22 protein-coding genes are annotated in these 18998 nt (G+C 60.4%); 16 read left to right on the top strand and 6 right to left on the bottom strand.

Annotated features, from left to right (window positions below; genetic code table 11):
- Position 1: 1 nt before the first annotated feature.
- Genes RYB09_RS04690 through pilG form a run of 3 tightly spaced genes read right to left on the bottom strand, consistent with a single transcriptional unit; the run spans position 2 to position 1378 of the window.
- Positions 2-541, bottom strand: a complete 540-nt coding sequence (locus RYB09_RS04690; protein ID WP_002551740.1) for a chemotaxis protein CheW — start codon at positions 539-541, stop codon at positions 2-4.
- Between the two features lie 14 nt (positions 542-555).
- Positions 556-921, bottom strand: coding sequence for a twitching motility response regulator PilH (pilH, locus tag RYB09_RS04685; protein WP_003316741.1), 366 nt, complete (start codon positions 919-921; stop codon positions 556-558).
- A gap of 46 nt (positions 922-967) precedes the next feature.
- The gene (gene pilG, locus RYB09_RS04680) at positions 968-1378 is read right to left on the bottom strand and encodes a twitching motility response regulator PilG (RefSeq protein WP_002551738.1); all 411 of its coding nucleotides are present in this window, start codon (positions 1376-1378) and stop codon (positions 968-970) included.
- Positions 1379-1622: 244 nt separating this feature from the next.
- On the opposite strand from pilG, the gene gshB reads away from it, so the two are divergent.
- The 7 genes from gshB to RYB09_RS04645 all read left to right on the top strand — a co-directional run bounded on the left by gshB (position 1623) and on the right by RYB09_RS04645 (position 7625).
- Complete coding sequence (gshB, locus tag RYB09_RS04675; protein WP_044322892.1) at positions 1623-2582, top strand: glutathione synthase; 960 nt, start codon at positions 1623-1625, stop codon at positions 2580-2582.
- Between the two features lie 156 nt (positions 2583-2738).
- Positions 2739-3641, top strand: a complete 903-nt coding sequence (locus RYB09_RS04670; RefSeq protein ID WP_058399849.1) for an energy transducer TonB — start codon at positions 2739-2741, stop codon at positions 3639-3641.
- A gap of 75 nt (positions 3642-3716) precedes the next feature.
- On the top strand, positions 3717-4289 hold the full coding sequence (locus RYB09_RS04665; protein WP_057422023.1) for a YqgE/AlgH family protein: 573 nt from the start codon (positions 3717-3719) through the stop codon (positions 4287-4289).
- Entirely contained in the window at positions 4289-4729 is a 441-nt protein-coding gene (gene ruvX / locus RYB09_RS04660; protein WP_002551734.1) for a Holliday junction resolvase RuvX, read from the top strand. Before RYB09_RS04665 ends, ruvX begins: the two co-directional genes overlap by 1 nt.
- Positions 4730-4827: 98 nt before the next feature.
- On the top strand, positions 4828-5340 hold the full coding sequence (gene pyrR, locus RYB09_RS04655; RefSeq protein ID WP_316887593.1) for a bifunctional pyr operon transcriptional regulator/uracil phosphoribosyltransferase PyrR: 513 nt from the start codon (positions 4828-4830) through the stop codon (positions 5338-5340).
- Between the two features lie 12 nt (positions 5341-5352).
- The gene (locus tag RYB09_RS04650) at positions 5353-6357 is read left to right on the top strand and encodes an aspartate carbamoyltransferase catalytic subunit (protein WP_002551732.1); all 1005 of its coding nucleotides are present in this window, start codon (positions 5353-5355) and stop codon (positions 6355-6357) included.
- Complete coding sequence (locus RYB09_RS04645) at positions 6354-7625, top strand: dihydroorotase (RefSeq protein ID WP_058399847.1); 1272 nt, start codon at positions 6354-6356, stop codon at positions 7623-7625. Before RYB09_RS04650 ends, RYB09_RS04645 begins: the two co-directional genes overlap by 4 nt.
- Positions 7626-7851: 226 nt before the next feature.
- Here RYB09_RS04645 and RYB09_RS04640 read toward each other — a convergent pair whose 3' ends face one another.
- Positions 7852-8256, bottom strand: a complete 405-nt coding sequence (locus RYB09_RS04640) for an NINE protein (protein ID WP_057459276.1) — start codon at positions 8254-8256, stop codon at positions 7852-7854.
- Between the two features lie 250 nt (positions 8257-8506).
- Between RYB09_RS04640 and RYB09_RS04635 the strand changes: the two genes are divergently transcribed.
- Positions 8507-9184, top strand: a complete 678-nt coding sequence (locus RYB09_RS04635; RefSeq protein WP_002551729.1) for a C40 family peptidase — start codon at positions 8507-8509, stop codon at positions 9182-9184.
- A 95-nt stretch (positions 9185-9279) separates the two neighbouring features.
- On the opposite strand, the gene RYB09_RS04630 is transcribed toward RYB09_RS04635, so the two are convergent.
- A complete protein-coding gene (locus RYB09_RS04630) occupies positions 9280-10314 on the bottom strand; it encodes a type IV pilus twitching motility protein PilT (protein ID WP_002551728.1) in 1035 nt (344 codons plus the stop codon).
- A 55-nt stretch (positions 10315-10369) separates the two neighbouring features.
- On the opposite strand from RYB09_RS04630, the gene RYB09_RS04625 reads away from it, so the two are divergent.
- From RYB09_RS04625 to RYB09_RS04590, 8 genes are all read left to right on the top strand, one after another.
- Positions 10370-11056, top strand: a complete 687-nt coding sequence (locus RYB09_RS04625) for a YggS family pyridoxal phosphate-dependent enzyme (RefSeq protein WP_002551727.1) — start codon at positions 10370-10372, stop codon at positions 11054-11056.
- Between the two features lie 22 nt (positions 11057-11078).
- Entirely contained in the window at positions 11079-11897 is an 819-nt protein-coding gene (gene proC / locus RYB09_RS04620; protein ID WP_058399846.1) for a pyrroline-5-carboxylate reductase, read from the top strand.
- Between the two features lie 25 nt (positions 11898-11922).
- Positions 11923-12513: a YggT family protein gene (locus tag RYB09_RS04615; protein WP_002551725.1), complete on the top strand. Its 591-nt coding sequence runs from the start codon at positions 11923-11925 to the stop codon at positions 12511-12513.
- 332 nt (positions 12514-12845) lie between these two features.
- Positions 12846-13985, top strand: a complete 1140-nt coding sequence (locus RYB09_RS04610) for a homoserine O-succinyltransferase MetX (RefSeq protein ID WP_003432070.1) — start codon at positions 12846-12848, stop codon at positions 13983-13985.
- A 7-nt stretch (positions 13986-13992) separates the two neighbouring features.
- Positions 13993-14613 (top strand): methionine biosynthesis protein MetW, encoded by a 621-nt coding sequence (metW, locus tag RYB09_RS04605; RefSeq protein ID WP_004666458.1) that lies wholly within the window; start codon positions 13993-13995, stop codon positions 14611-14613.
- Between the two features lie 33 nt (positions 14614-14646).
- A complete protein-coding gene (gene rdgB / locus RYB09_RS04600) occupies positions 14647-15240 on the top strand; it encodes an RdgB/HAM1 family non-canonical purine NTP pyrophosphatase (protein ID WP_058399845.1) in 594 nt (197 codons plus the stop codon).
- On the top strand, positions 15237-16451 hold the full coding sequence (hemW, locus tag RYB09_RS04595) for a radical SAM family heme chaperone HemW (RefSeq protein WP_057402444.1): 1215 nt from the start codon (positions 15237-15239) through the stop codon (positions 16449-16451). Before rdgB ends, hemW begins: the two co-directional genes overlap by 4 nt.
- 9 nt (positions 16452-16460) lie before the next feature.
- On the top strand, positions 16461-16784 hold the full coding sequence (locus tag RYB09_RS04590; protein ID WP_002551720.1) for a DUF3392 domain-containing protein: 324 nt from the start codon (positions 16461-16463) through the stop codon (positions 16782-16784).
- A gap of 88 nt (positions 16785-16872) precedes the next feature.
- Here the strand turns inward: RYB09_RS04590 and ilvD are convergent, their stop codons facing one another.
- A complete protein-coding gene (gene ilvD, locus RYB09_RS04585; RefSeq protein WP_058407736.1) occupies positions 16873-18720 on the bottom strand; it encodes a dihydroxy-acid dehydratase in 1848 nt (615 codons plus the stop codon).
- Positions 18721-18998 lie beyond the last annotated feature (278 nt).

Here is an 18998-nt window from a genome sequence, read left to right as displayed (position 1 = left end):
CCTAAGATGCCAGGTCCATGAAATCTGCAGACTGTACCAGCGCCCACGGACTGAATATCTGCCACGCCTGCTCGCGAATGAACTGCCCGCGCAAGAACGGCGCGATACCTTGATCGATGTCTTGTGATGTCTGGGGTATGAGGCTCAACTGACTGAAACGTTGCATGCCGAACACCTCATCGACCAGCAGACCAGCGAACACGTCGTTGTGCTCGACAACCAGCACCCGGCGCTGTTTGCGCGCGGGGGTCAGTTCATGACCGAAAAACCCGCATAAATCCATGAGCGGCAACAGCCGGCCGCGCAGATTGGCGATACCCGCCACCCAGAACTTCACGCCCGGCATCACCGCATGATGAGGCTCGTGAAGGATTTCGGCGATTTCGCCGATAGGCGCTACGAAACGCTGCTCACCCATCCGGAAACCGATGCCGACCCAATCCTGCTGATGAGCTTCCTGCAGCGGCAGGCCCGCCGCCAGCGAACGACAGCGTCGATCCATATCAAGAAGCAGTTCAAAGGCGGTACGTGGCTCGGCCATGGCGATTCCGGCAATCAGCCGGCCAGCACCGCATTCAGGGTTTTCATCAGGGTTTCTTCATCCACCGGTTTGGTCAGGTAATCCCGCGCGCCCTGGCGTTTGCCCCAGACCTTGTCGGTCTCCTGATCCTTGGTGGTGATCATGATCACCGGGATCATGCTGGTGTCGGCATCCTTGGTCAGCTGACGCGTAGCCTGAAAGCCGTTGAGCCCGGGCATGACGATGTCCATCAGCACTGCGTCGGGTTTTTCCTGACGGGCCAGAGCCACGCCATCAGCGCCATTTTCGGCCTTGAGCACTTCATGACCGTGCTTTTCCAGCATGCCGGTGAGTTTGTACATTTCAGTCGGCGAATCATCGACGATCAATATTCGAGCCATGGGTGTTCCCCGTCAGATTACGAGCGCGCCACATCGGGCGCGGGCGTCATGATATGTGTTGTTCTGCTGCAACGAAGCCCGGCACATGAGCCTTGATCGCGCTGAGCAGTTCTTCCTTGCTGAAAGGCTTTGTCAAAAACTGATCGGAACCGACAATCCGCCCCTTGGCCTTGTCGAACAGTCCGTCCTTGGAGGACAGCATGATGACTGGCGTGGACTTGAATGCGCGGTTGTTCTTGATCAGCGCGCACGTCTGATAACCATCCAGACGCGGCATCATGATATCTACGAATATGATTCGTGGGTGGTTATCGGCAATCTTGGCCAGCGCGTCGAAACCGTCTATCGCAGTGATGACTTCACAACCTGCGTTTTTAAGCAGCGTTTCGGCGGTGCGGCGAATGGTCTTCGAGTCATCGATGACCATGACTTTCAAGGCGGAGGCGTGTTGTTCCATAGCTGCTCTTCCATCGCCGCAGCGAATTTTTGCGCATTCTGCGAGGCACTGGGAGCCTGACGGTATCGCTTCATTGATCCACAAGGATCGAAAACCGGATGCCGAGCCTTTTTAGCATACTCTCCAGACTCAATCCATAAAGCGCACCGTGGCGGGCCTGCCCCTTGACCGGGAGCAAACGGAACGCCACCCTGATGCCAATTTTACGGTCGTTACGACCCTTACCGATCAGAGGATATTACCCATGAGCGTTCGCCTAGGGATTGTCATGGACCCCATTGAGCGCATTTCCTATAAAAAGGACAGCTCGCTGGCCATGCTCCTTGCCGCACAGGAACGCGGCTGGTCGCTGTTCTATATGGAACAGAAAGACCTGTATCAGGACGCTGGCCAGGCCCGCGCGCGCATGAAGCCGCTCAAGGTGTTTGCCGATCCGGCCAAATGGTTCGAGTTCGAAGCCGAAGTGGACGCAGGTCTCGATGACCTGGACGTGATCCTGATGCGCAAGGACCCGCCGTTCGACATGGAATTCGTCTACGCCACCTACCTGCTGGAGCAGGCCGAGCGCGCAGGCGTGCTGGTCGTCAACAAGCCGCAGAGTCTGCGTGACTGCAACGAGAAGCTGTTCGCCACGCTGTTCCCCCAATGCACGCCGCCGACCCTGGTCAGCCGCCGCGCCGACATCATTCGCGAATTTGCCGAAAAACATGGCGACGTCATCCTCAAGCCGCTGGACGGCATGGGCGGCGCGTCGATCTTCCGCCATCGGGCGGGCGATCCGAACCTGTCGGTGATCCTCGAAACCCTGACCGCTCACGGCACACAGCAAATCATGGCGCAGGGCTACCTGCCCGCCATCAAGGACGGCGACAAGCGCATCCTGATGGTCGATGGCGAACCAGTCCCGTATTGCCTGGCGCGCATCCCTGCCGCAGGTGAAACACGTGGCAACCTGGCCGCAGGCGGGCGTGGCGAAGCCCGTCCGCTGAGCGACAAGGACCGCTGGATCGCCGAGCAGATCGGCCCCACCCTGCGCGAAAAAGGCCTGTTGTTCGTCGGCCTCGACGTGATCGGTGAGCACCTGACCGAAATCAATGTCACCAGCCCGACCTGCATCCGCGAAATCGACAACGCCTTCGGCACCAATATTGGTGGGCTGCTGATGGACGCGATCGAGAAGAAGTTGCAGGCGCGCAAGGGCTGATCAACGACTGACGCCGCTGGCCACGGTTCAAACCGTGCGCCGCGGCGTCCCTTCGTCTGATCCGCAACAGAGCTTCGCCGTACATTGCGTTATCATGCGCCACCTGTAACACGACACGGATTTTGACATGCAGGCTGACGAGATGCTGAACCGCCAATGACATCCATGGCCAGAAACGACCTCCCCCTCGAGCTCGCCAATGTGGGTGTGCGTCCTGCCGATCGCCTGGGCTTTACCATGATGATCGCGGCGCTGATCCACCTCGCGGTGATCCTTGGCGTGGGTTTCACCTATGTAAAGCCGGAGCAGATCTCGCAGACCCTGGAAATCACCCTCGCCACGTTCAAAAGCGAAGAAAAGCCTAAACAGGCGGATTTTCTGGCACAGGACGATCAACAGGGCAGCGGCACTCTGGACAAGGCCGAAACGCTCAAGACCACCGAGCTGGCGCCGTATCAGGACACCAAGGTCAACAAGGTCACCCCGCCTCCGGCCAGCAAGCCGGTGGTCAAGCAGGAAGCGCCCAAGACCGCGGTCGCGACCACTGCGCCCAGCCAGCAGAAAACCGTCGCCAAACGCGATGAGGTCAAGCCCGAGCCAACCACCAAGGCCGCACCGACCTTTGACAGCGCGGAGCTGAGCAACGAAATTGCCAGCCTGGAAGCCGAACTGTCGACCGAGCAGCAGCTTTACGCCAAGCGCCCGAAGATCCACCGCCTCAATGCGGCCTCGACCATGCGCGACAAAGGTGCCTGGTACAAGGACGACTGGCGCAAGAAGGTCGAGCGGGTCGGAAACCTGAACTATCCTGAGGAAGCACGGCGCAAGCAGATCTATGGCAATTTGCGACTTCTTGTGTCAATAAATCGGGACGGCTCGCTGTATGAAGTGCTGGTGCTTGAATCATCAGGGCAACCTTTGCTGGATCAGGCTGCACAACGAATCGTGCGTCTGGCAGCACCTTTTGCGCCGTTCACCGGCGATCTGGCAGACATCGACCGGCTGGAGATCATCCGCACCTGGAAATTTGCACGCGGCGACAAGCTGTCAAGCAATTGAATTTTTTGCCAACTGACACCCGGCACGTACAAGTGTCAGTTGTCAGGCACGCAAGGCAACGCCAAACTAGGACTCATGAAAAAAGTCTCCCCGAGTTATCTAAAGCACCAGTTCCTGATCGCCATGCCCCACATGCACGACGAGAACTTTGCTCAGACCTTGACCTACGTTGTCGAGCACAACGCCAATGGCGCAATGGGGCTGGTGATCAACCGCCCGCAAAGCCTGACCCTGGCAGATGTACTCGAGCAACTGCGACCGGAGCTTCCTGCGCCCAAACGCTGCCAGGAAATCGCCATACATTCGGGCGGCCCGGTGCAAACCGATCGCGGCTTTGTCCTGCATCCCAGTGGCCAGACGTTTCAGGCCACAGTCAATCTTCCCGGCGGGATTTCGCTGTCGACCTCGCAGGACGTGCTGTTTTCAATCGCCGATGGCTACGGGCCGGATCAAAATGTGATCACCCTCGGCTACGCGGGGTGGGACGCCGGCCAACTGGATGCGGAAATGGCTGACAACGCCTGGCTGACCTGCTCGTTTGACCCGGCCATCCTGTTCGATGTCGACAGCGAGCTGCGCCTCGATGCAGCAGCCAGACGCCTGGGCATCAATCTCAACCTCATATCGACCCAGGCAGGGCACGCTTGATGGCCGCTTTACGGCTGCTGCTGGGGATTGATTACGGCACCAAACAGATCGGCGTTGCGGTCGGTCAGGCCATTACCGGTCAGGCACGTGAACTCTGTACGCTCAAGGCGCAGAATGGCGTGCCGGACTGGGACAAGGTTCAGGCGCTGATCAACGAGTGGAAACCTGATGCGATCGTGGTGGGTCTGCCGTTGAACATGGACGGTACGCCCAGCGACATGAGCGCGCGCGCGGAAAAGTTTTCGCGCAAGCTCAACGGACGCTTTGGTGTAACCGTCTACACCCATGATGAACGCTTGACGACCTTCGAAGCCAAAGGCGAGCGCATGGCTCGCGGCGGCCAGAAAGGCAGCTATCGCGACAACCCGGTGGATGCCATTGCCGCTGCGCTGCTTCTGCAAGGCTGGCTGGACGAGCACCCCGAGCTGTTGAATGTGTGACTTTTTCTGCCTTTATCGCTTCGAGATACCCGGATTCCACGTTATCGCTTGAGCATCGCGCCACGGACCGACGCTGCCCGAGCCTCTAAGGAGCAACCATGAGCCTGCCCGATCCCGCCGAACTGATTCGTCAGATGGCCACTGACCTGAACGCTCACCTGAGCAAGCGCGGCATCAGCGACCCTCGTTTCATTGGTATCCGCACTGGCGGTGTATGGGTTGCCCAGGCGCTGCTCAAGGCACTGAACAACCCCGCTCCGCTCGGCACCCTGGACGTTTCGTTCTATCGCGATGACTTCAGCCAGAACGGCCTGCACCCTCAAGTGCGACCTTCGGACCTGCCGTTCGAAATAGAAGGGCAGCATCTGGTGCTGATTGACGACGTGCTGATGAGTGGTCGTACTGTCCGCGCCGCCCTCAATGAGCTGTTCGACTACGGCCGCCCGGCTAGCGTCACGCTGATCTGCCTGCTGGACCTGGACGCCGGCGAACTGCCGATCCGCCCGAATGTGGTTGGCGCGACTCTGTCGCTGGCACCCGATGAACGCATCAAGCTGTCCGGCCCCGAGCCGCTGGCGCTCGAGCTTCAAGACCTCTCCACCGCCCTTTAAGAGTCCATTGCGATGACGCCTCTCGACGCCAAGCGCCCGCTGCAGCTCAACCACCAGGGCCAGCTGCGCCATTTTCTGTCTCTGGACGGCTTGCCCCGCGAGCTGCTTACCGAAATTCTCGACACCGCCGACTCGTTCCTTGAAGTCGGCGCGCGGGCGGTGAAGAAGGTCCCGCTGTTGCGCGGCAAGACGGTGTGCAACGTGTTCTTCGAGAACTCCACCCGTACCCGTACCACCTTTGAACTGGCCGCGCAGCGACTGTCTGCCGACGTGATCACGCTGAACGTCTCGACCTCGTCCACCAGCAAGGGCGAAACGCTGTTCGATACCTTGCGCAACCTTGAGGCGATGGCCGCCGACATGTTCGTCGTGCGTCACGCAGACTCGGGTGCTGCGCACTTCATCGCCGAACACGTATGCCCGGACGTCGCGATCATCAACGGCGGCGATGGCCGTCACGCACACCCGACCCAGGGCATGCTCGACATGCTAACGATTCGTCGGCACAAGGGCGGCTTTGAAAACCTGTCGGTGGCTATCGTTGGCGACATCCTGCATTCACGGGTAGCGCGCTCCAACATGCTCGCGCTCAAGGCGCTCGGCTGCCCGGACATCCGCGTGATAGGGCCGAAAACCCTGCTGCCGGTCGGCGTCGAACAATATGGGGTGAAGGTCTACACCGACCTCAACGAAGGCTTGAAGGACGTGGACGTGGTGATCATGCTGCGCCTGCAACGCGAACGCATGACCGGTGGGCTACTGCCCAGCGAAGGCGAGTTCTACCGCCTGTTCGGCCTGACCACCGCGCGCCTTGCGGCCGCGAAGCCGGATGCGATTGTCATGCACCCCGGCCCGATCAACCGCGGCGTGGAGATCGAATCGGCAGTGGCCGACGGCGCGCATTCGGTGATTCTCAATCAAGTGACCTACGGCATCGCAATCCGCATGGCAGTGCTGTCCATGGCCATGAGCGGGCAAAACGCACAACGCCAATTCGAACAGGAGAACGCCCAGTGAAGCTCAGCATCCTCGGCGCTCGCGTCATCGACCCGGTCAGCGGGATGGATCAGATTACCGACCTGCACGTTGAAGCAGGCAAGCTCACCGCTATCGGTGCCGCTCCGGAGGGTTTCGAGCCCACCCAGACCATCGATGCTACCGGATTGGTCGCAGCGCCCGGTCTGGTCGACCTCAACGTGTCCCTGCGCGAACCGGGCTACAGCCGCAAAGGCAGCATCGCCAGCGAAACCCGCGCGGCGGTGGCAGGCGGCGTGACCAGCCTGTGCTGCCCGCCGCAGACCAAACCGGTGCTCGACACCTCGGCGGTGGCCGAACTGATTCTGGACCGCGCCCGTGAAGCCGGTTTCAGCAAGGTGTTTCCTGTCGGCGCACTGAGCAAGGGCCTGGAAGGCGAACAACTGGCGGAGCTGATCGCCCTGCGCGACGCAGGCTGCGTGGCATTCGGCAACGGTCTGAGCAGCTTCAGCAACACCCGTACGCTGTGCCGGGCGCTGGAATATGCGGCCACCTTCGACCTGACGGTGATTTTCAATTCGCAGGATCGTGATCTGGCCGAAGGCGGTCTGGCGCACGATGGCGCGACGGCGGCGTTTCTGGGCTTGGCGGGCATTCCCGAGACGGCCGAGACAGTGGCGCTGGCTCGCGACCTGTTGCTGGTCGAGCAAAGCGGTGTGCGCGCGCACTTCAGCCAGTTGACCAGTGCGCGTGGTGCGGCGCTGATTGCCCAGGCGCAGGCACGTGGTCTGCCAGTGACAGCGGATGTAGCGTTGTATCAGTTGATTCTGACTGACGAGGCGCTGATCGACTTCTCCAGCCTCTATCACGTCCAGCCGCCGCTGCGCACTCGCGCCGACCGCGATGGTCTGCGTGAAGCAGTGAAGAGCGGTGTCATTCAGGCGATTTCAAGCCATCACCAGCCGCATGAGCGTGACGCCAAGCTGGCACCGTTTGGCGCTACGGAACCGGGCATCAGCAGCGTGGAGTTGCTGTTGCCGCTGGCCATGACGTTAGTGGATGACGGCCTGCTCGACCTGCCGACCCTGATCGCTCGCCTGAGCAGCGGCCCGGCCGCCGCCTTGCGCCTGCCGGCCGGCAAGCTAAGTGCCGGTGCGCCAGCGGATATCGTGCTGTTCGACCCTGCCGCCTCGACGGTTGCAGGCGAGACCTGGCTGTCAAAAGGCGAAAACTGCCCCTTCATCGGCCACTGCCTGCCCGGCTCGATACGCTACACGCTGGTGGATGGACGGATCAGCTACAGCCGTTGAGCTTAAGGCCTCAGACTCTCGTTACCACGCTCCGCGTGGTGATGCCCTGCTGGACGCTCTGCGTCCGATCACGAATCTGTGGTGCCGCGCAGATTTGTGACGCGGAGCGTCACGAAGGGCATTCCCACGCTGGAGCGTGAGGAACGAGAGGTGTCTGGACTGGAGCGTGAGCAACGATAGGTGGCCGGGCCGGACCACGCTCTGCGTCAGCCCCTCGCCCCAAGCCTTACCCGCGTCGGGCGTTCTTCATCGAGATCTGGTCATTCAGGGTCCAGAAGTCATACAGAATCCCCAATAGAAACAACCCGCCCGTGCACAGGTAGATAATGCCGGTGATCCACTTGCCCTGGTACATGCGGTGTACGCCAAACAGGCCCAGGAAGGTCAGCAGGATCCACGCCAGGCTGTAATCGGTGGAACCCGAGGTAAAGCGCAGGTCGGCTTCGCGGTCCATCGACGGGATCAGAAACAGGTCGATCAGCCAGCCAATACCAAACAGACCGAAGGTGAAGAACCAGATGGTCCCGGTCACCGGCTTGCCGTAGTAAAAGCGATGCGCCCCCAGGAACCCGAAAATCCACATCAGGTAGCCCATGACCTTGCTGTGCGTGTCCGAACGATAGGCGTTCATTTTTACCCTCTTTGCGCTGATAGAAAAAAATACATAACAAATTTGTGACTTGGTTTCCCTCTTCCGACGTATGGCACATGAGGCGGGTTTATGCCGCCAAGCCCTTGTCGTCAAAGGGATTAGCAAGAAAAAAGAAAGAGTCTGTCGCATAAAACGCAACGATACCAGTGTGATGCGCTCGACAAATGGGGTCAGATTTTCCGAAAAAGCTGTTATAAAGTTGCGCGCTGACCACTACGAGCCCTGCCGAATGCGTCCTTTTTTCAAGACATGGCTAACCATTTGCCTTTTTATGCCACTGGCCGCCCACGCCACCAATCGTGAGCAACAACTTCCTGCGAGCTTCACGGGCTACACCGCCAAAAGTCATTCTTCACCGGCACTCGCGACTCGCAATGCACCCCAGGAAGCCACACCAGTATCCGTTCACCCCAAAAATGCCCGCGCTTCAAAGCCGGTTTCACGCAAGAACGCCAGCAAGGCCACCTTGCAGGCGTCGGCTGCTGTCCCTGCCAAACAGGGCAATGCCGTCGTGAAACGTGCCTTGCAGGCTGTCGGTACGCCTTACCGCTGGGGTGGCACCACACCCGGCAAGGGTCTGGACTGCAGCGGGCTGGTCAAATATGCCTACACGGATGTGCGTGAGGTCGACCTGCCACGCACCTCCAATGCCATGGCCCAAGGTCATGGACAGACGGTGGATCGCAAGGATCTGAAACCGGGTGACTTGCTGTTCTTCAACATCAAGAGCCGCAACATCAACCACGTCGCCATTTACCTGGGTGACAACAAGTTCGTGCATGCGCCGCGTCGTGGCAAGGCCGTAACTGTCGATACGCTGAACAAGCCGTACTGGAACAGTCACTACAAGATCGCCAAGCGCGTTCTGCCAAAACAGCCCGGCCAGATGCGCGTGGTTCAGCGCTGATCCTGGCGTGAATCTGCGGTCCGCAAGCCGCATCTGAAAAAAGGGGTCTTGAACGCGTTCAAGACCCCTTTTTCGTTCCTGCAGCATCCCTGCGATCAGAAGTTATCTGGCACCTTGGCCCGCTCACGAGCGCTTTCGCGGGTGATCAGGCCTTTCTTCACCAGATCAGCCAGGCACATATCCAGCGTCTGCATACCCAACGAACCGCCGGTCTGGATCGACGAATACATCTGCGCCACCTTGTCCTCGCGAATCAGGTTACGGATCGCGGGCGTGCCCATCATGATTTCATGCGCGGCCACCCGTCCGCCGCCGACCTTCTTGAGCAGCGCCTGTGAAACCACTGCGTGCAGCGATTCGGAGAGCATCGAGCGAATCATCGATTTTTCCTGAGCCGGGAACACGTCCACAATCCGGTCAATGGTCTTGGCCGCCGACGTGGTGTGCAGCGTGCCGAACACCAGGTGGCCGGTTTCAGCGGCGGTCAGCGCCAGGCGAATGGTCTCCAGGTCGCGCATCTCGCCGACCAGAATCACATCCGGGTCTTCGCGCAGGGCCGAGCGCAGCGCTTCCGAGAAGCCCAGTGTGTCGCGGTGCACCTCGCGCTGGTTGACCAGGCACTTCTTCGACTCGTGAACGAATTCGATCGGGTCCTCGATGGTCAGGATGTGGTGATGTTTATTGCAATTGAGGTAGTCGATCATCGCCGCCAGCGTCGTCGACTTGCCTGAGCCGGTCGGCCCGGTGACCAGAATCAGGCCGCGCGCCACATCCGTAATTTTCCGAAACACACTGCCCATCCCCAAGTCTTCCATGCTCAGGATTTTCGAGGGAATGGTACGAAACACCGCGCCTGCGCCGCGATTCTGGTTGAATGCGTTGACCCGAAAACGCGCAACGCCCGGCACTTCAAAGGAAAAGTCGGTTTCCAGACGCTCCTCGAAATCCTGCCGTTGCTTGTCGTTCATGATGTCGTAGATCAGCGCCTTGACCTCCTTGGCGTCCAGCGGGGGCAGGTTGATACGCCGCACATCGCCGTCGACGCGGATCATCGGTGGCAGACCTGCAGAGAGGTGCAAATCCGACGCGCCCTGTTTGGCACTGAAGGCCAGCAGCTCGGTAATATCCATACAGCTCCTCAATCACATAGAATGCCGCAGACTTTAGCCCTGCTGGCGCAAATCAATGTCCACGATAGCAGCGAACATTTCAACGCTCGAACAACGAATTCGCGACGCAGCCCTCGCCGCCAACCGCGAACCGGCGTCCGTCGGCCTGCTGGCGGTGAGCAAAACCAAGCCCGCCGGCGACTTGCGTGAAGCTTACACCGCAGGCTTGCGCAACTTTGGCGAAAATTATTTACAGGAAGCACTGGGCAAACAGCTCGAACTGAGCGACCTGCCCTTGTGCTGGCACTTCATCGGCCCCATTCAATCGAACAAGACACGCGCTATCGCCGAGAACTTCGCCTGGGTACATTCCGTGGACCGCCTGAAAATCGCCCAACGCCTGTCCGAGCAACGCCCCGAGGCGCTTGAGCCACTGAACATCTGCATTCAGGTAAACGTCAGTGGCGAAGCCAGCAAGTCGGGCTGCACGCCTCAGGACCTGCCGGAGCTGGCCGCCGCCATCATCGCCCTGCCGCGACTGAAGCTGCGCGGCCTCATGGCGATCCCTGAGCCTACAGACGACCCTGCGGCTCAGCATGCCTCGTTCGCCGCTGTGCGCACGTTGCAGGAGCAATTGAACCTGGCGCTCGACACACTTTCCATGGGCATGAGCCACGACCTGGAAGCCGCCATTGCACAAGGCGCAACCTGGGTGCGTATCGGCACAGCTCTCTTTGGCGCCCGCGACTATGGCCAGCCATAAACTTCCCCACAAGGACCCCTTCATGAGCAAGACTCGTATTGCCTTCGTCGGTGCCGGAAACATGGCTTCCAGCCTGATCGGCGGCCTGCGCGCCCAAGGCGTGGACGCGGCACTGATCTGTGCCAGCGCGCCGGGTGCCGAAACCCGCGAACGCATCGCCAACGATCATGGCATCCAGGTATTTGCCGACAACGCCGAGGCGATCAAGGGCGCAGATGTCGTGGTGCTGGCGGTCAAGCCGCAGATGATGAAAAACGTCTGCCAGGCGTTGAAGTCCAGCCTTGAAGCCAATCAGCTGATTGTGTCGGTTGCGGCCGGCATTACCTGCGCTAGCCTGACTCAATGGCTTGGCGATCAGCCGGTGGTGCGCTGCATGCCCAATACCCCGTCGCTGCTGCGTCAGGGGGCCAGCGGGCTGTATGCCACCGACAAGGTCACTGCCGAACAACGCGGGCAGGCCGAGCAACTGCTGTCTGCCGTCGGTGTAGCGGTCTGGGTCGAGCAGGAAAAACACATGGACGCTGTAACAGCGGTGTCTGGCAGTGGCCCTGCGTACTTCTTTTTGATGATGGAAGCGATGACCGCGGCAGGTGTAAAACTGGGCCTGCCGGAAGACATCGCGAAAAAGCTGACTCTGCAAACCGCACTGGGCTCGGCACTGATCGCGACCGGCAGTGATGTGGGTGCGGGCGAGCTGCGTCGTCGTGTCGCCTCGCCGGGCGGGACCACCGAGGCGGCCATCAAGGCATTTCAGGCAGGCGGCTTCGAAGCACTGGTGGAAACGGCACTGACTGCCGCAGATCATCGTGCAGCCGAGCTGGCTGAGCAACTGGGCAAATAATTTTCGGGTTTTCTGGAGCAGATCGATGATCGGATTGAACACCGCTGCAATTTACGTCCTGCAAACGCTTGGCAGTCTTTACCTGCTGATCGTGCTGTTGCGCTTTGTGCTGCAACTGGTGCGGGCCAATTTCTACAACCCGCTGTGCCAGTTCATCGTGCGCGCCACCCAGCCGCTGCTCAAACCGCTGCGGCGCATCATCCCCAGCCTGGGCGGGCTGGACATGTCTTCGCTGGTACTGGCGATCATCGTGCAGATGGTGCTGATGGCCCTGACCCTGCTGCTGATGTTCGGCACCACGGGCGATCCGCTGCACCTGCTGCTCTGGTCGATCATCGGCGTAACCGCACTGTTCCTGAAGATATTCTTCTTTGCCCTGATCATCAGCGTGATTCTGTCGTGGGTCGCCCCGGGTAGCAGCAACCCCGGCGCAGAACTGGTCAACCAGATCTGTGAACCCGCCCTGGCACCGTTCCGCAAGATCGTTCCGAACCTGGGCGGGCTGGATATCTCGCCGATCCTCGCATTCCTGGTGCTCAAGTTGCTGGACATGCTGGTCATCAACAACCTCGCCGCCATGAGCAACATGCCGGATGTGCTGCGTTTGCTGATGTAAGCACTCTTGTTCCACGCTGGAGCGTGACGTCCGAAAGAACGCCTATCGTGCCCATGCTCCGCGTGGGCATGCCGTTCTGGACGCTCCGCGTCCTATCCGGAGCATGCGGTGCGGCGCAGATCTGTGACGCGGAGCGTCACCCAAGGCATTCCCACGCTGGAGCGTGCGGAACGATCACCTCAACTATCGTGCGACGCTCCGCGTCGCATGCCGTTCTGGACGCTCTGCGTCCTGTCCCGAGGTGCAGCTGATTTGCTCCCGGCAACATCCCTTATTGCCGCTGCACCCCGCGGTCTTTAGACTTACGCCTCATTTATGCGAGAGCAGGGTCGATGCCCACGGTATTCCCTCACGATTCTGTCGGACTGGTCACACCACAGACGGCGCATTTCAGCGAGCCTCTGGCGCTGGCGTGCGGTCGTTCGTTGCCAGCCTATGACCTGATTTACGAAACCTACGGTCAGCTCAATGCCGCCCGCAGCAATGCCGTGCTGATCTGCCACGCGCTGTCCGGGCACCACCATGCCGCGGGCTTCCACAGCGCCGATGACCGCAAACCGGGCTGGTGGGACAGCTGTATCGGTCCCGGCAAGCCTATCGACACCAACAAGTTCTTCGTCGTCAGCCTTAACAATCTGGGCGGCTGCAATGGCTCGACCGGCCCGAGCAGTATCGACCCGGACACCGGCAAGCCGTTCGGTGCCAATTTCCCGGTGGTGACCGTAGAAGACTGGGTCAACAGCCAGGCCCGGCTGGCGGATCTGCTGGGTATCGACACCTGGGCTGCGGTGATTGGCGGCAGTCTGGGTGGCATGCAGGCGCTACAATGGACCATCAGCTACCCGGATCGCGTGCGCCATTGCCTGGCGATCGCCTCTGCCCCCAAGCTGTCGGCACAGAACATCGCGTTCAACGAGGTGGCGCGTCAGGCCATTCTCACCGACCCGGAATTCCACGGTGGCTCGTTCCAGGAGCGCGGTGTGATCCCCAAACGCGGCCTGATGCTGGCGCGGATGGTCGGGCACATCACCTACCTGTCGGATGACTCGATGGGCGAGAAATTCGGCCGTGGTCTGAAGAGCGAAAAACTCAACTACGACTTCCACAGCGTCGAGTTTCAGGTCGAGAGCTACCTGCGTTATCAGGGTGAAGAATTTTCGGGGCGTTTCGACGCCAATACCTACCTGTTGATGACCAAAGCGCTGGACTACTTCGACCCTGCCGCCAACTTCAACGACGATCTGGCCAAGACCTTCGCCAATGCCACCGCCAAATTCTGCGTGATGTCGTTTACTACCGACTGGCGCTTCTCGCCGGCCCGCTCGCGGGAACTGGTTGACGCACTGATGGCCGCGCGCAAGGACGTCTGCTATCTGGAAATCGACGCACCTCAAGGCCACGACGCCTTTCTGATCCCGATTCCGCGCTACTTGCAGGCTTTCGGTAATTACATGAACCGAATTTCGTTGTGAGGACGTCATGAGAGCCGATCTGGAAATCATCCAGGAGTGGATTCCCGCAGGCAGCCGCGTGCTCGACCTGGGTTGTGGCGACGGCGAATTGCTGACCTGGCTGCGTGACCACAAGCAGGTCACCGGCTACGGGCTGGAAAACGACGCTGCCAACATTGCCGAGTGTGTCGCCAAGGGCATCAACGTCATCGAGCAGGACCTCGACAAGGGGCTGGGCAACTTTGCCAGCAACAGCTTCGACGTCGTGGTCATGACCCAGGCCCTGCAAGCGGTGCATTACCCGGACCGAATCCTCGACGAGATGCTGCGCGTCGGGCGTCAGTGCATCATCACCTTTCCGAACTTCGGTCACTGGCGCTGCCGCTGGTACCTGGCGAGCAAGGGCCGCATGCCGGTGTCCGAATTCCTGCCGTATACCTGGTACAACACGCCGAACATTCACTTCTGCACCTTCGGCGACTTCGAAGAACTGTGTCGTGAACGCGATGCAAAGGTGCTCGACAGGCTGGCCGTCGATCAACAGCATCGTCACGGCTGGGCCAGCAAACTCTGGCCCAACCTGCTGGGTGAAATCGGCATCTACCGGGTCACCAGCCCAGGGCTGACGGACCACAAGATTGCCGTTTAACCGACCGTTTTCAAGCACCACGACAGGCCAACCATGAACCTCACACAACTCGTACTGGCCAGCCACAATGGCGGCAAACTCAAGGAACTCCAGGCCATGCTCGGCGGCAGCGTAACGCTGCGCTCGGTCAGCGAGTTCAGTCTGGTGGAGCCGGAAGAAACCGGCCTGTCCTTCGTCGAGAATGCAATCCTCAAGGCACGTAACGCCGCGCGCCTGTCCGGCCTGCCTGCGCTGGCCGACGACTCGGGGTTGGCGGTGGATTTCCTCGGCGGTGCGCCGGGTATCTATTCCGCACGCTATGCCGAGGGCAAGGGCGATGCCGCCAACAACGCCAAGCTGCTGGAGGCGCTCAAAGACGTGCCGGACGAGCAGCGTGGCGCACAATTTGTCTGCGTATTGGCGCTGGTACGCCACGCCGACGACCCACTGCCGATCCTCTGTGAAGGGCTGTGGCATGGGCGCATCCTGCACGCTGCCAGCGGTGAACACGGCTTCGGCTATGACCCGCTGTTCTGGGTGCCGGAGCGCAATTGCTCGAGTGCCGAACTCGGCCCGAGCGAGAAAAACCAGCTCAGCCATCGCGCTCGCGCCATGGTCCTGTTGCGGCAACGCCTGGGTCTGCAATGACCCACGATTCGCCTGCGCAGCCGCTGTTTCTCGGCGAGAGCGGTTTCTCGTCAGAAAGCCCACGCCCTGCGCTGCCGCACCTGCCACCGCTGTCGCTGTACATCCATATTCCGTGGTGCGTGCGCAAATGCCCGTACTGCGACTTCAACTCGCACACCGCAAGCCCGGTGCTGCCGGAACAGGAATACGTCGACGCCCTGCTCGCCGACCTGGACCTTGACCTGCCGCACGTCTACGGCCGCGAACTGCAATCGATCTTCTTTGGCGGCGGTACGCCAAGCCTGTTCAGCGCAGACGCACTGGGACGCCTGCTGCAAGGCGTCGAACAACGCATCCGCTTTGCCAGCGACATCGAGATCACACTGGAAGCCAACCCGGGCACCTTCGAGCAGGTCAAATTCAGCGCCTATCGCGGTCTGGGCATCAATCGACTGTCGATCGGCATTCAGAGCTTTCAGGAGTCCAAACTCAAGGCGCTGGGCCGCATCCACAATGGCGACGAAGCGATTCGTGCCGCCGACATGGCGCGTCAGGCCGGTTTCGACAACTTCAACCTGGACCTGATGCACGGTCTGCCGGACCAGTCCCAGGACGAAGCGCTGGACGATCTGCGCCAGGCCATCGCCCTAGCCCCGACCCACCTGTCCTGGTATCAACTGACCCTGGAGCCCAACACGGTGTTCTGGAATCAGCCACCGGTGCTGCCCGAAGACGACATTCTTTGGGATATTCAGGAAACCGGACAGCAGTTGCTGGCCACTCATGGTTACGCGCAGTACGAAGTGTCGGCTTATGCGCAGCCCGGAAAACCGGCGCGGCATAACCTCAACTATTGGGCGTTCGGAGATTTCATCGGTATCGGCGCAGGCGCACATGGCAAGTTGAGCCATCCGGACGGACGCATCATGCGCACCTGGAAGACCCGGCTGCCCAAGGATTACCTGAACCCGGACAAGCCGTTTCAGGCCGGGGCAAAGCTGTTGCCGCTCGATGAATTGCCGTTTGAATTCTTGATGAATGCATTGCGACTGACAAATGGTGTGGACGCTGCGTTATTTCGCGAAAGAACCGGTCTAAGCCTCGATTCGCTGGCCGAGGCGCGTCGACAGGCTGAACAAAAGGGGTTGCTGCACCAGGACCCGACACGCCTGATCGCCACGCCGCAAGGCCAGCTGTTCCTCAACGACCTGCTGCAATACTTTCTGATCTAAGGACCCTGCATGGATTTCGTACTCGATCTGCTCGCCACCGTTTCGCGCTGGAGTCGCAGCAATCTTTCAGAAATCGCACTCGCGCTGGTGGGCTGCCTGCTGGTGCTGTTCGGCTCGGACATCAAAGGCTGGCTGGAACAGCGAATCAGCGGCATTACCGGTGCCCTGCGCATCCCGCTGATCGCCCTGCTCTGCGCAGTGGGCAGCGGCGCGGCGCTGATCTACGCCACGCCGTGGGTAGTGCGCGGCCTCAGCCAGTTCAACAACTACAGCCTGGCGCCGGTGCTGCTGGTGGTGCTGGTGCTGATCGGGGTGATTGCGGACAGGAAGTGAGCGCTCCCTTTCACTGCCCACAGTGTGAAACCAGCTGTAAACAAAAGCCCGGCATCTCTGCCGGGCTTTTTAGTGTTGCCAATGCAGATCAAGGCACCAGTTTGTCCAGCAACGCCTTGTCACGCACCGCGCCCTTGTCAGCGCTGGTCGCCAGCAGGGCGTAGGCCTTGAGGGCGGTGGTCACTTTGCGTGGACGCGACTCGACAGGTTTCCAGCCTTTCTTGTCCTGTTCGGTACGGCGCTCGGCCATTTCCGCATCGTCGATCAACAGGTTGATCGAGCGATTGGGGATGTCGATCAGCACTTTGTCGCCATCGCGCACCAGACCGATTGCACCGCCTGCCGCCGCTTCCGGTGAAGCGTGACCGATGGACAGGCCAGAAGTACCGCCCGAGAAGCGGCCGTCAGTCAGCAACGCGCAATCCTTGCCCAGCCCCTTGGACTTCAGGTAGGACGTCGGGTAGAGCATTTCCTGCATGCCCGGGCCGCCTTTCGGGCCTTCGTAGCGGATGATGACAATGTCGCCCGCTTTGACTTCGTCAGCGAGAATCCCGCGCACCGCGCTGTCCTGGCTTTCGAAGATCTTCGCGTTGCCTTCGAAGACGTGGATCGACTCGTCGACACCAGCGGTTTTCACCACGCAGCCATCCAGCGCGATGTTGCCGTACAGCACGGCCAGGCCACCTTCTTGCGAATAGGCGTGCTGGACGCTGCGGATGCAGCCGTTTTCACGGTCAGCATCCAGGCTTTCCCAACGGGTCGACTGGCTGAACGCGGTCTGCGTCGGGATGCCTGCCGGGCCCGCCTTGAAGAAAGTGTGCACGGCTTCGTCGTCAGTCTGGGTGATGTCCCATTTGGCGATGCCTTCGGCCAGGGTCTTGCTGTGCACGGTCGGCAGGTCGGTGTGCAGCAGGCCGCCACGGGCCAGCTCGCCAAGGATGCTGAAGATCCCGCCCGCGCGGTGCACGTCTTCCATGTGGTACTTCTGGATGTTCGGCGCAACCTTGCACAGTTGCGGCACCTTGCGCGACAGACGGTCGATGTGGCGCAGGTCGAAGTCGATCTCGGCTTCCTGAGCAGCGGCCAGCAGGTGCAGGATGGTGTTGGTCGAACCGCCCATGGCGATGTCCAGCGTCATGGCGTTTTCGAACGCCTTGAAGTTGGCGATGTTGCGCGGCAACACCGAGTCGTCGTTTTCCTTGTAGTACTGACGGCACAGGTCAACGATGGTGCGGCCAGCCTGCAGGAACAGTTGCTCGCGGTCGCTGTGGGTGGCGAGTGCGGAACCGTTGCCCGGCAGGGCCAGACCCAGTGCTTCGGTCAGGCAGTTCATCGAGTTGGCGGTGAACATGCCGGAACACGACCCGCAGGTCGGACAGGCGCTGCGCTCGTACTCGGCGACTTTTTCGTCACTGGCGGTCGAGTCAGCAGCGATGACCATCGCATCGACCAGATCCAGGCCGTGGCTGGCCAGTTTGGTCTTGCCTGCTTCCATTGGCCCGCCGGAGACGAAGATCACCGGAATGTTCAGGCGCAACGACGCCATCAGCATGCCCGGGGTGATCTTGTCGCAGTTGGAAATGCACACGATGGCGTCGGCGCAATGCGCATTGACCATGTACTCGACGGAGTCGGCAATGATCTCGCGGCTCGGCAGCGAATAGAGCATGCCGTCGTGGCCCATGGCTATGCCATCGTCGACCGCAATGGTGTTGAATTCCTTGGCCACGCCACCGGCGCGCTCGACTTCACGCGCGACCAGCTGGCCCATGTCCTTGAGGTGGACGTGGCCGGGTACGAACTGGGTGAAGGAGTTGGCGATGGCGATGATCGGTTTTTTGAAGTCTTCGTCCTTCATGCCCGTGGCGCGCCACAGGGCACGGGCGCCGGCCATGTTGCGGCCGTGGGTGGACGTTTTCGAGCGGTAATCAGGCATTGAAACACTCCGGCAAAAATAAGGCTGATCAGGAAGGGAGTGAGCTTCTATTGACGTCGCGAACGAGCGGCAGTGACCGCAGGCAGCGAAGAAACCGAACACCACGGGATCACCGTGTATTCGGCCTGAGCTCATAAACCCGCCGGGGATGACTGGCGATGAATAGCGCCGATTCTACACCGCCGACTCCGTTTGGTGGGTGAACAATATTTGTACAGCTCGCGCTGTAATCCTTGTGGACAAAACGCTGTCAGCGCGTCTATCTTCCTCGGCAGGCC

Origin of the sequence: Pseudomonas syringae group sp. J254-4, assembly GCF_032586855.1 — a bacterium.
Lineage (GTDB): Bacteria > Pseudomonadota > Gammaproteobacteria > Pseudomonadales > Pseudomonadaceae > Aquipseudomonas > Aquipseudomonas amygdali.
Note: the sequence above shows the minus strand (reverse complement) of the source record. Positions and strands in the feature narration are given on the sequence as shown.

Coding starts and splice junctions, on each gene's coding strand:
- gshB (WP_044322892.1), top strand. CDS start 1,623: ATGAGCGTTCGCCTAGGGATTGTCATGGACCCCATTGAGCGCATTTCC.
- RYB09_RS04640 (WP_057459276.1), bottom strand. CDS start 8,256: ATGAACGCCTATCGTTCGGACACGCACAGCAAGGTCATGGGCTACCTG.
- pilH (WP_003316741.1), bottom strand. CDS start 921: ATGGCTCGAATATTGATCGTCGATGATTCGCCGACTGAAATGTACAAA.
- hemW (WP_057402444.1), top strand. CDS start 15,237: ATGACCCACGATTCGCCTGCGCAGCCGCTGTTTCTCGGCGAGAGCGGT.
- RYB09_RS04665 (WP_057422023.1), top strand. CDS start 3,717: ATGAAAAAAGTCTCCCCGAGTTATCTAAAGCACCAGTTCCTGATCGCC.
- RYB09_RS04670 (WP_058399849.1), top strand. CDS start 2,739: ATGACATCCATGGCCAGAAACGACCTCCCCCTCGAGCTCGCCAATGTG.
- pilG (WP_002551738.1), bottom strand. CDS start 1,378: ATGGAACAACACGCCTCCGCCTTGAAAGTCATGGTCATCGATGACTCG.
- proC (WP_058399846.1), top strand. CDS start 11,079: ATGAGCAAGACTCGTATTGCCTTCGTCGGTGCCGGAAACATGGCTTCC.
- rdgB (WP_058399845.1), top strand. CDS start 14,647: ATGAACCTCACACAACTCGTACTGGCCAGCCACAATGGCGGCAAACTC.
- RYB09_RS04635 (WP_002551729.1), top strand. CDS start 8,507: ATGCGTCCTTTTTTCAAGACATGGCTAACCATTTGCCTTTTTATGCCA.
- metW (WP_004666458.1), top strand. CDS start 13,993: ATGAGAGCCGATCTGGAAATCATCCAGGAGTGGATTCCCGCAGGCAGC.
- RYB09_RS04590 (WP_002551720.1), top strand. CDS start 16,461: ATGGATTTCGTACTCGATCTGCTCGCCACCGTTTCGCGCTGGAGTCGC.
- RYB09_RS04650 (WP_002551732.1), top strand. CDS start 5,353: ATGACGCCTCTCGACGCCAAGCGCCCGCTGCAGCTCAACCACCAGGGC.
- RYB09_RS04630 (WP_002551728.1), bottom strand. CDS start 10,314: ATGGATATTACCGAGCTGCTGGCCTTCAGTGCCAAACAGGGCGCGTCG.
- RYB09_RS04690 (WP_002551740.1), bottom strand. CDS start 541: ATGGCCGAGCCACGTACCGCCTTTGAACTGCTTCTTGATATGGATCGA.
- pyrR (WP_316887593.1), top strand. CDS start 4,828: ATGAGCCTGCCCGATCCCGCCGAACTGATTCGTCAGATGGCCACTGAC.
- ruvX (WP_002551734.1), top strand. CDS start 4,289: ATGGCCGCTTTACGGCTGCTGCTGGGGATTGATTACGGCACCAAACAG.
- ilvD (WP_058407736.1), bottom strand. CDS start 18,720: ATGCCTGATTACCGCTCGAAAACGTCCACCCACGGCCGCAACATGGCC.
- RYB09_RS04615 (WP_002551725.1), top strand. CDS start 11,923: ATGATCGGATTGAACACCGCTGCAATTTACGTCCTGCAAACGCTTGGC.
- RYB09_RS04610 (WP_003432070.1), top strand. CDS start 12,846: ATGCCCACGGTATTCCCTCACGATTCTGTCGGACTGGTCACACCACAG.
- RYB09_RS04625 (WP_002551727.1), top strand. CDS start 10,370: ATGTCCACGATAGCAGCGAACATTTCAACGCTCGAACAACGAATTCGC.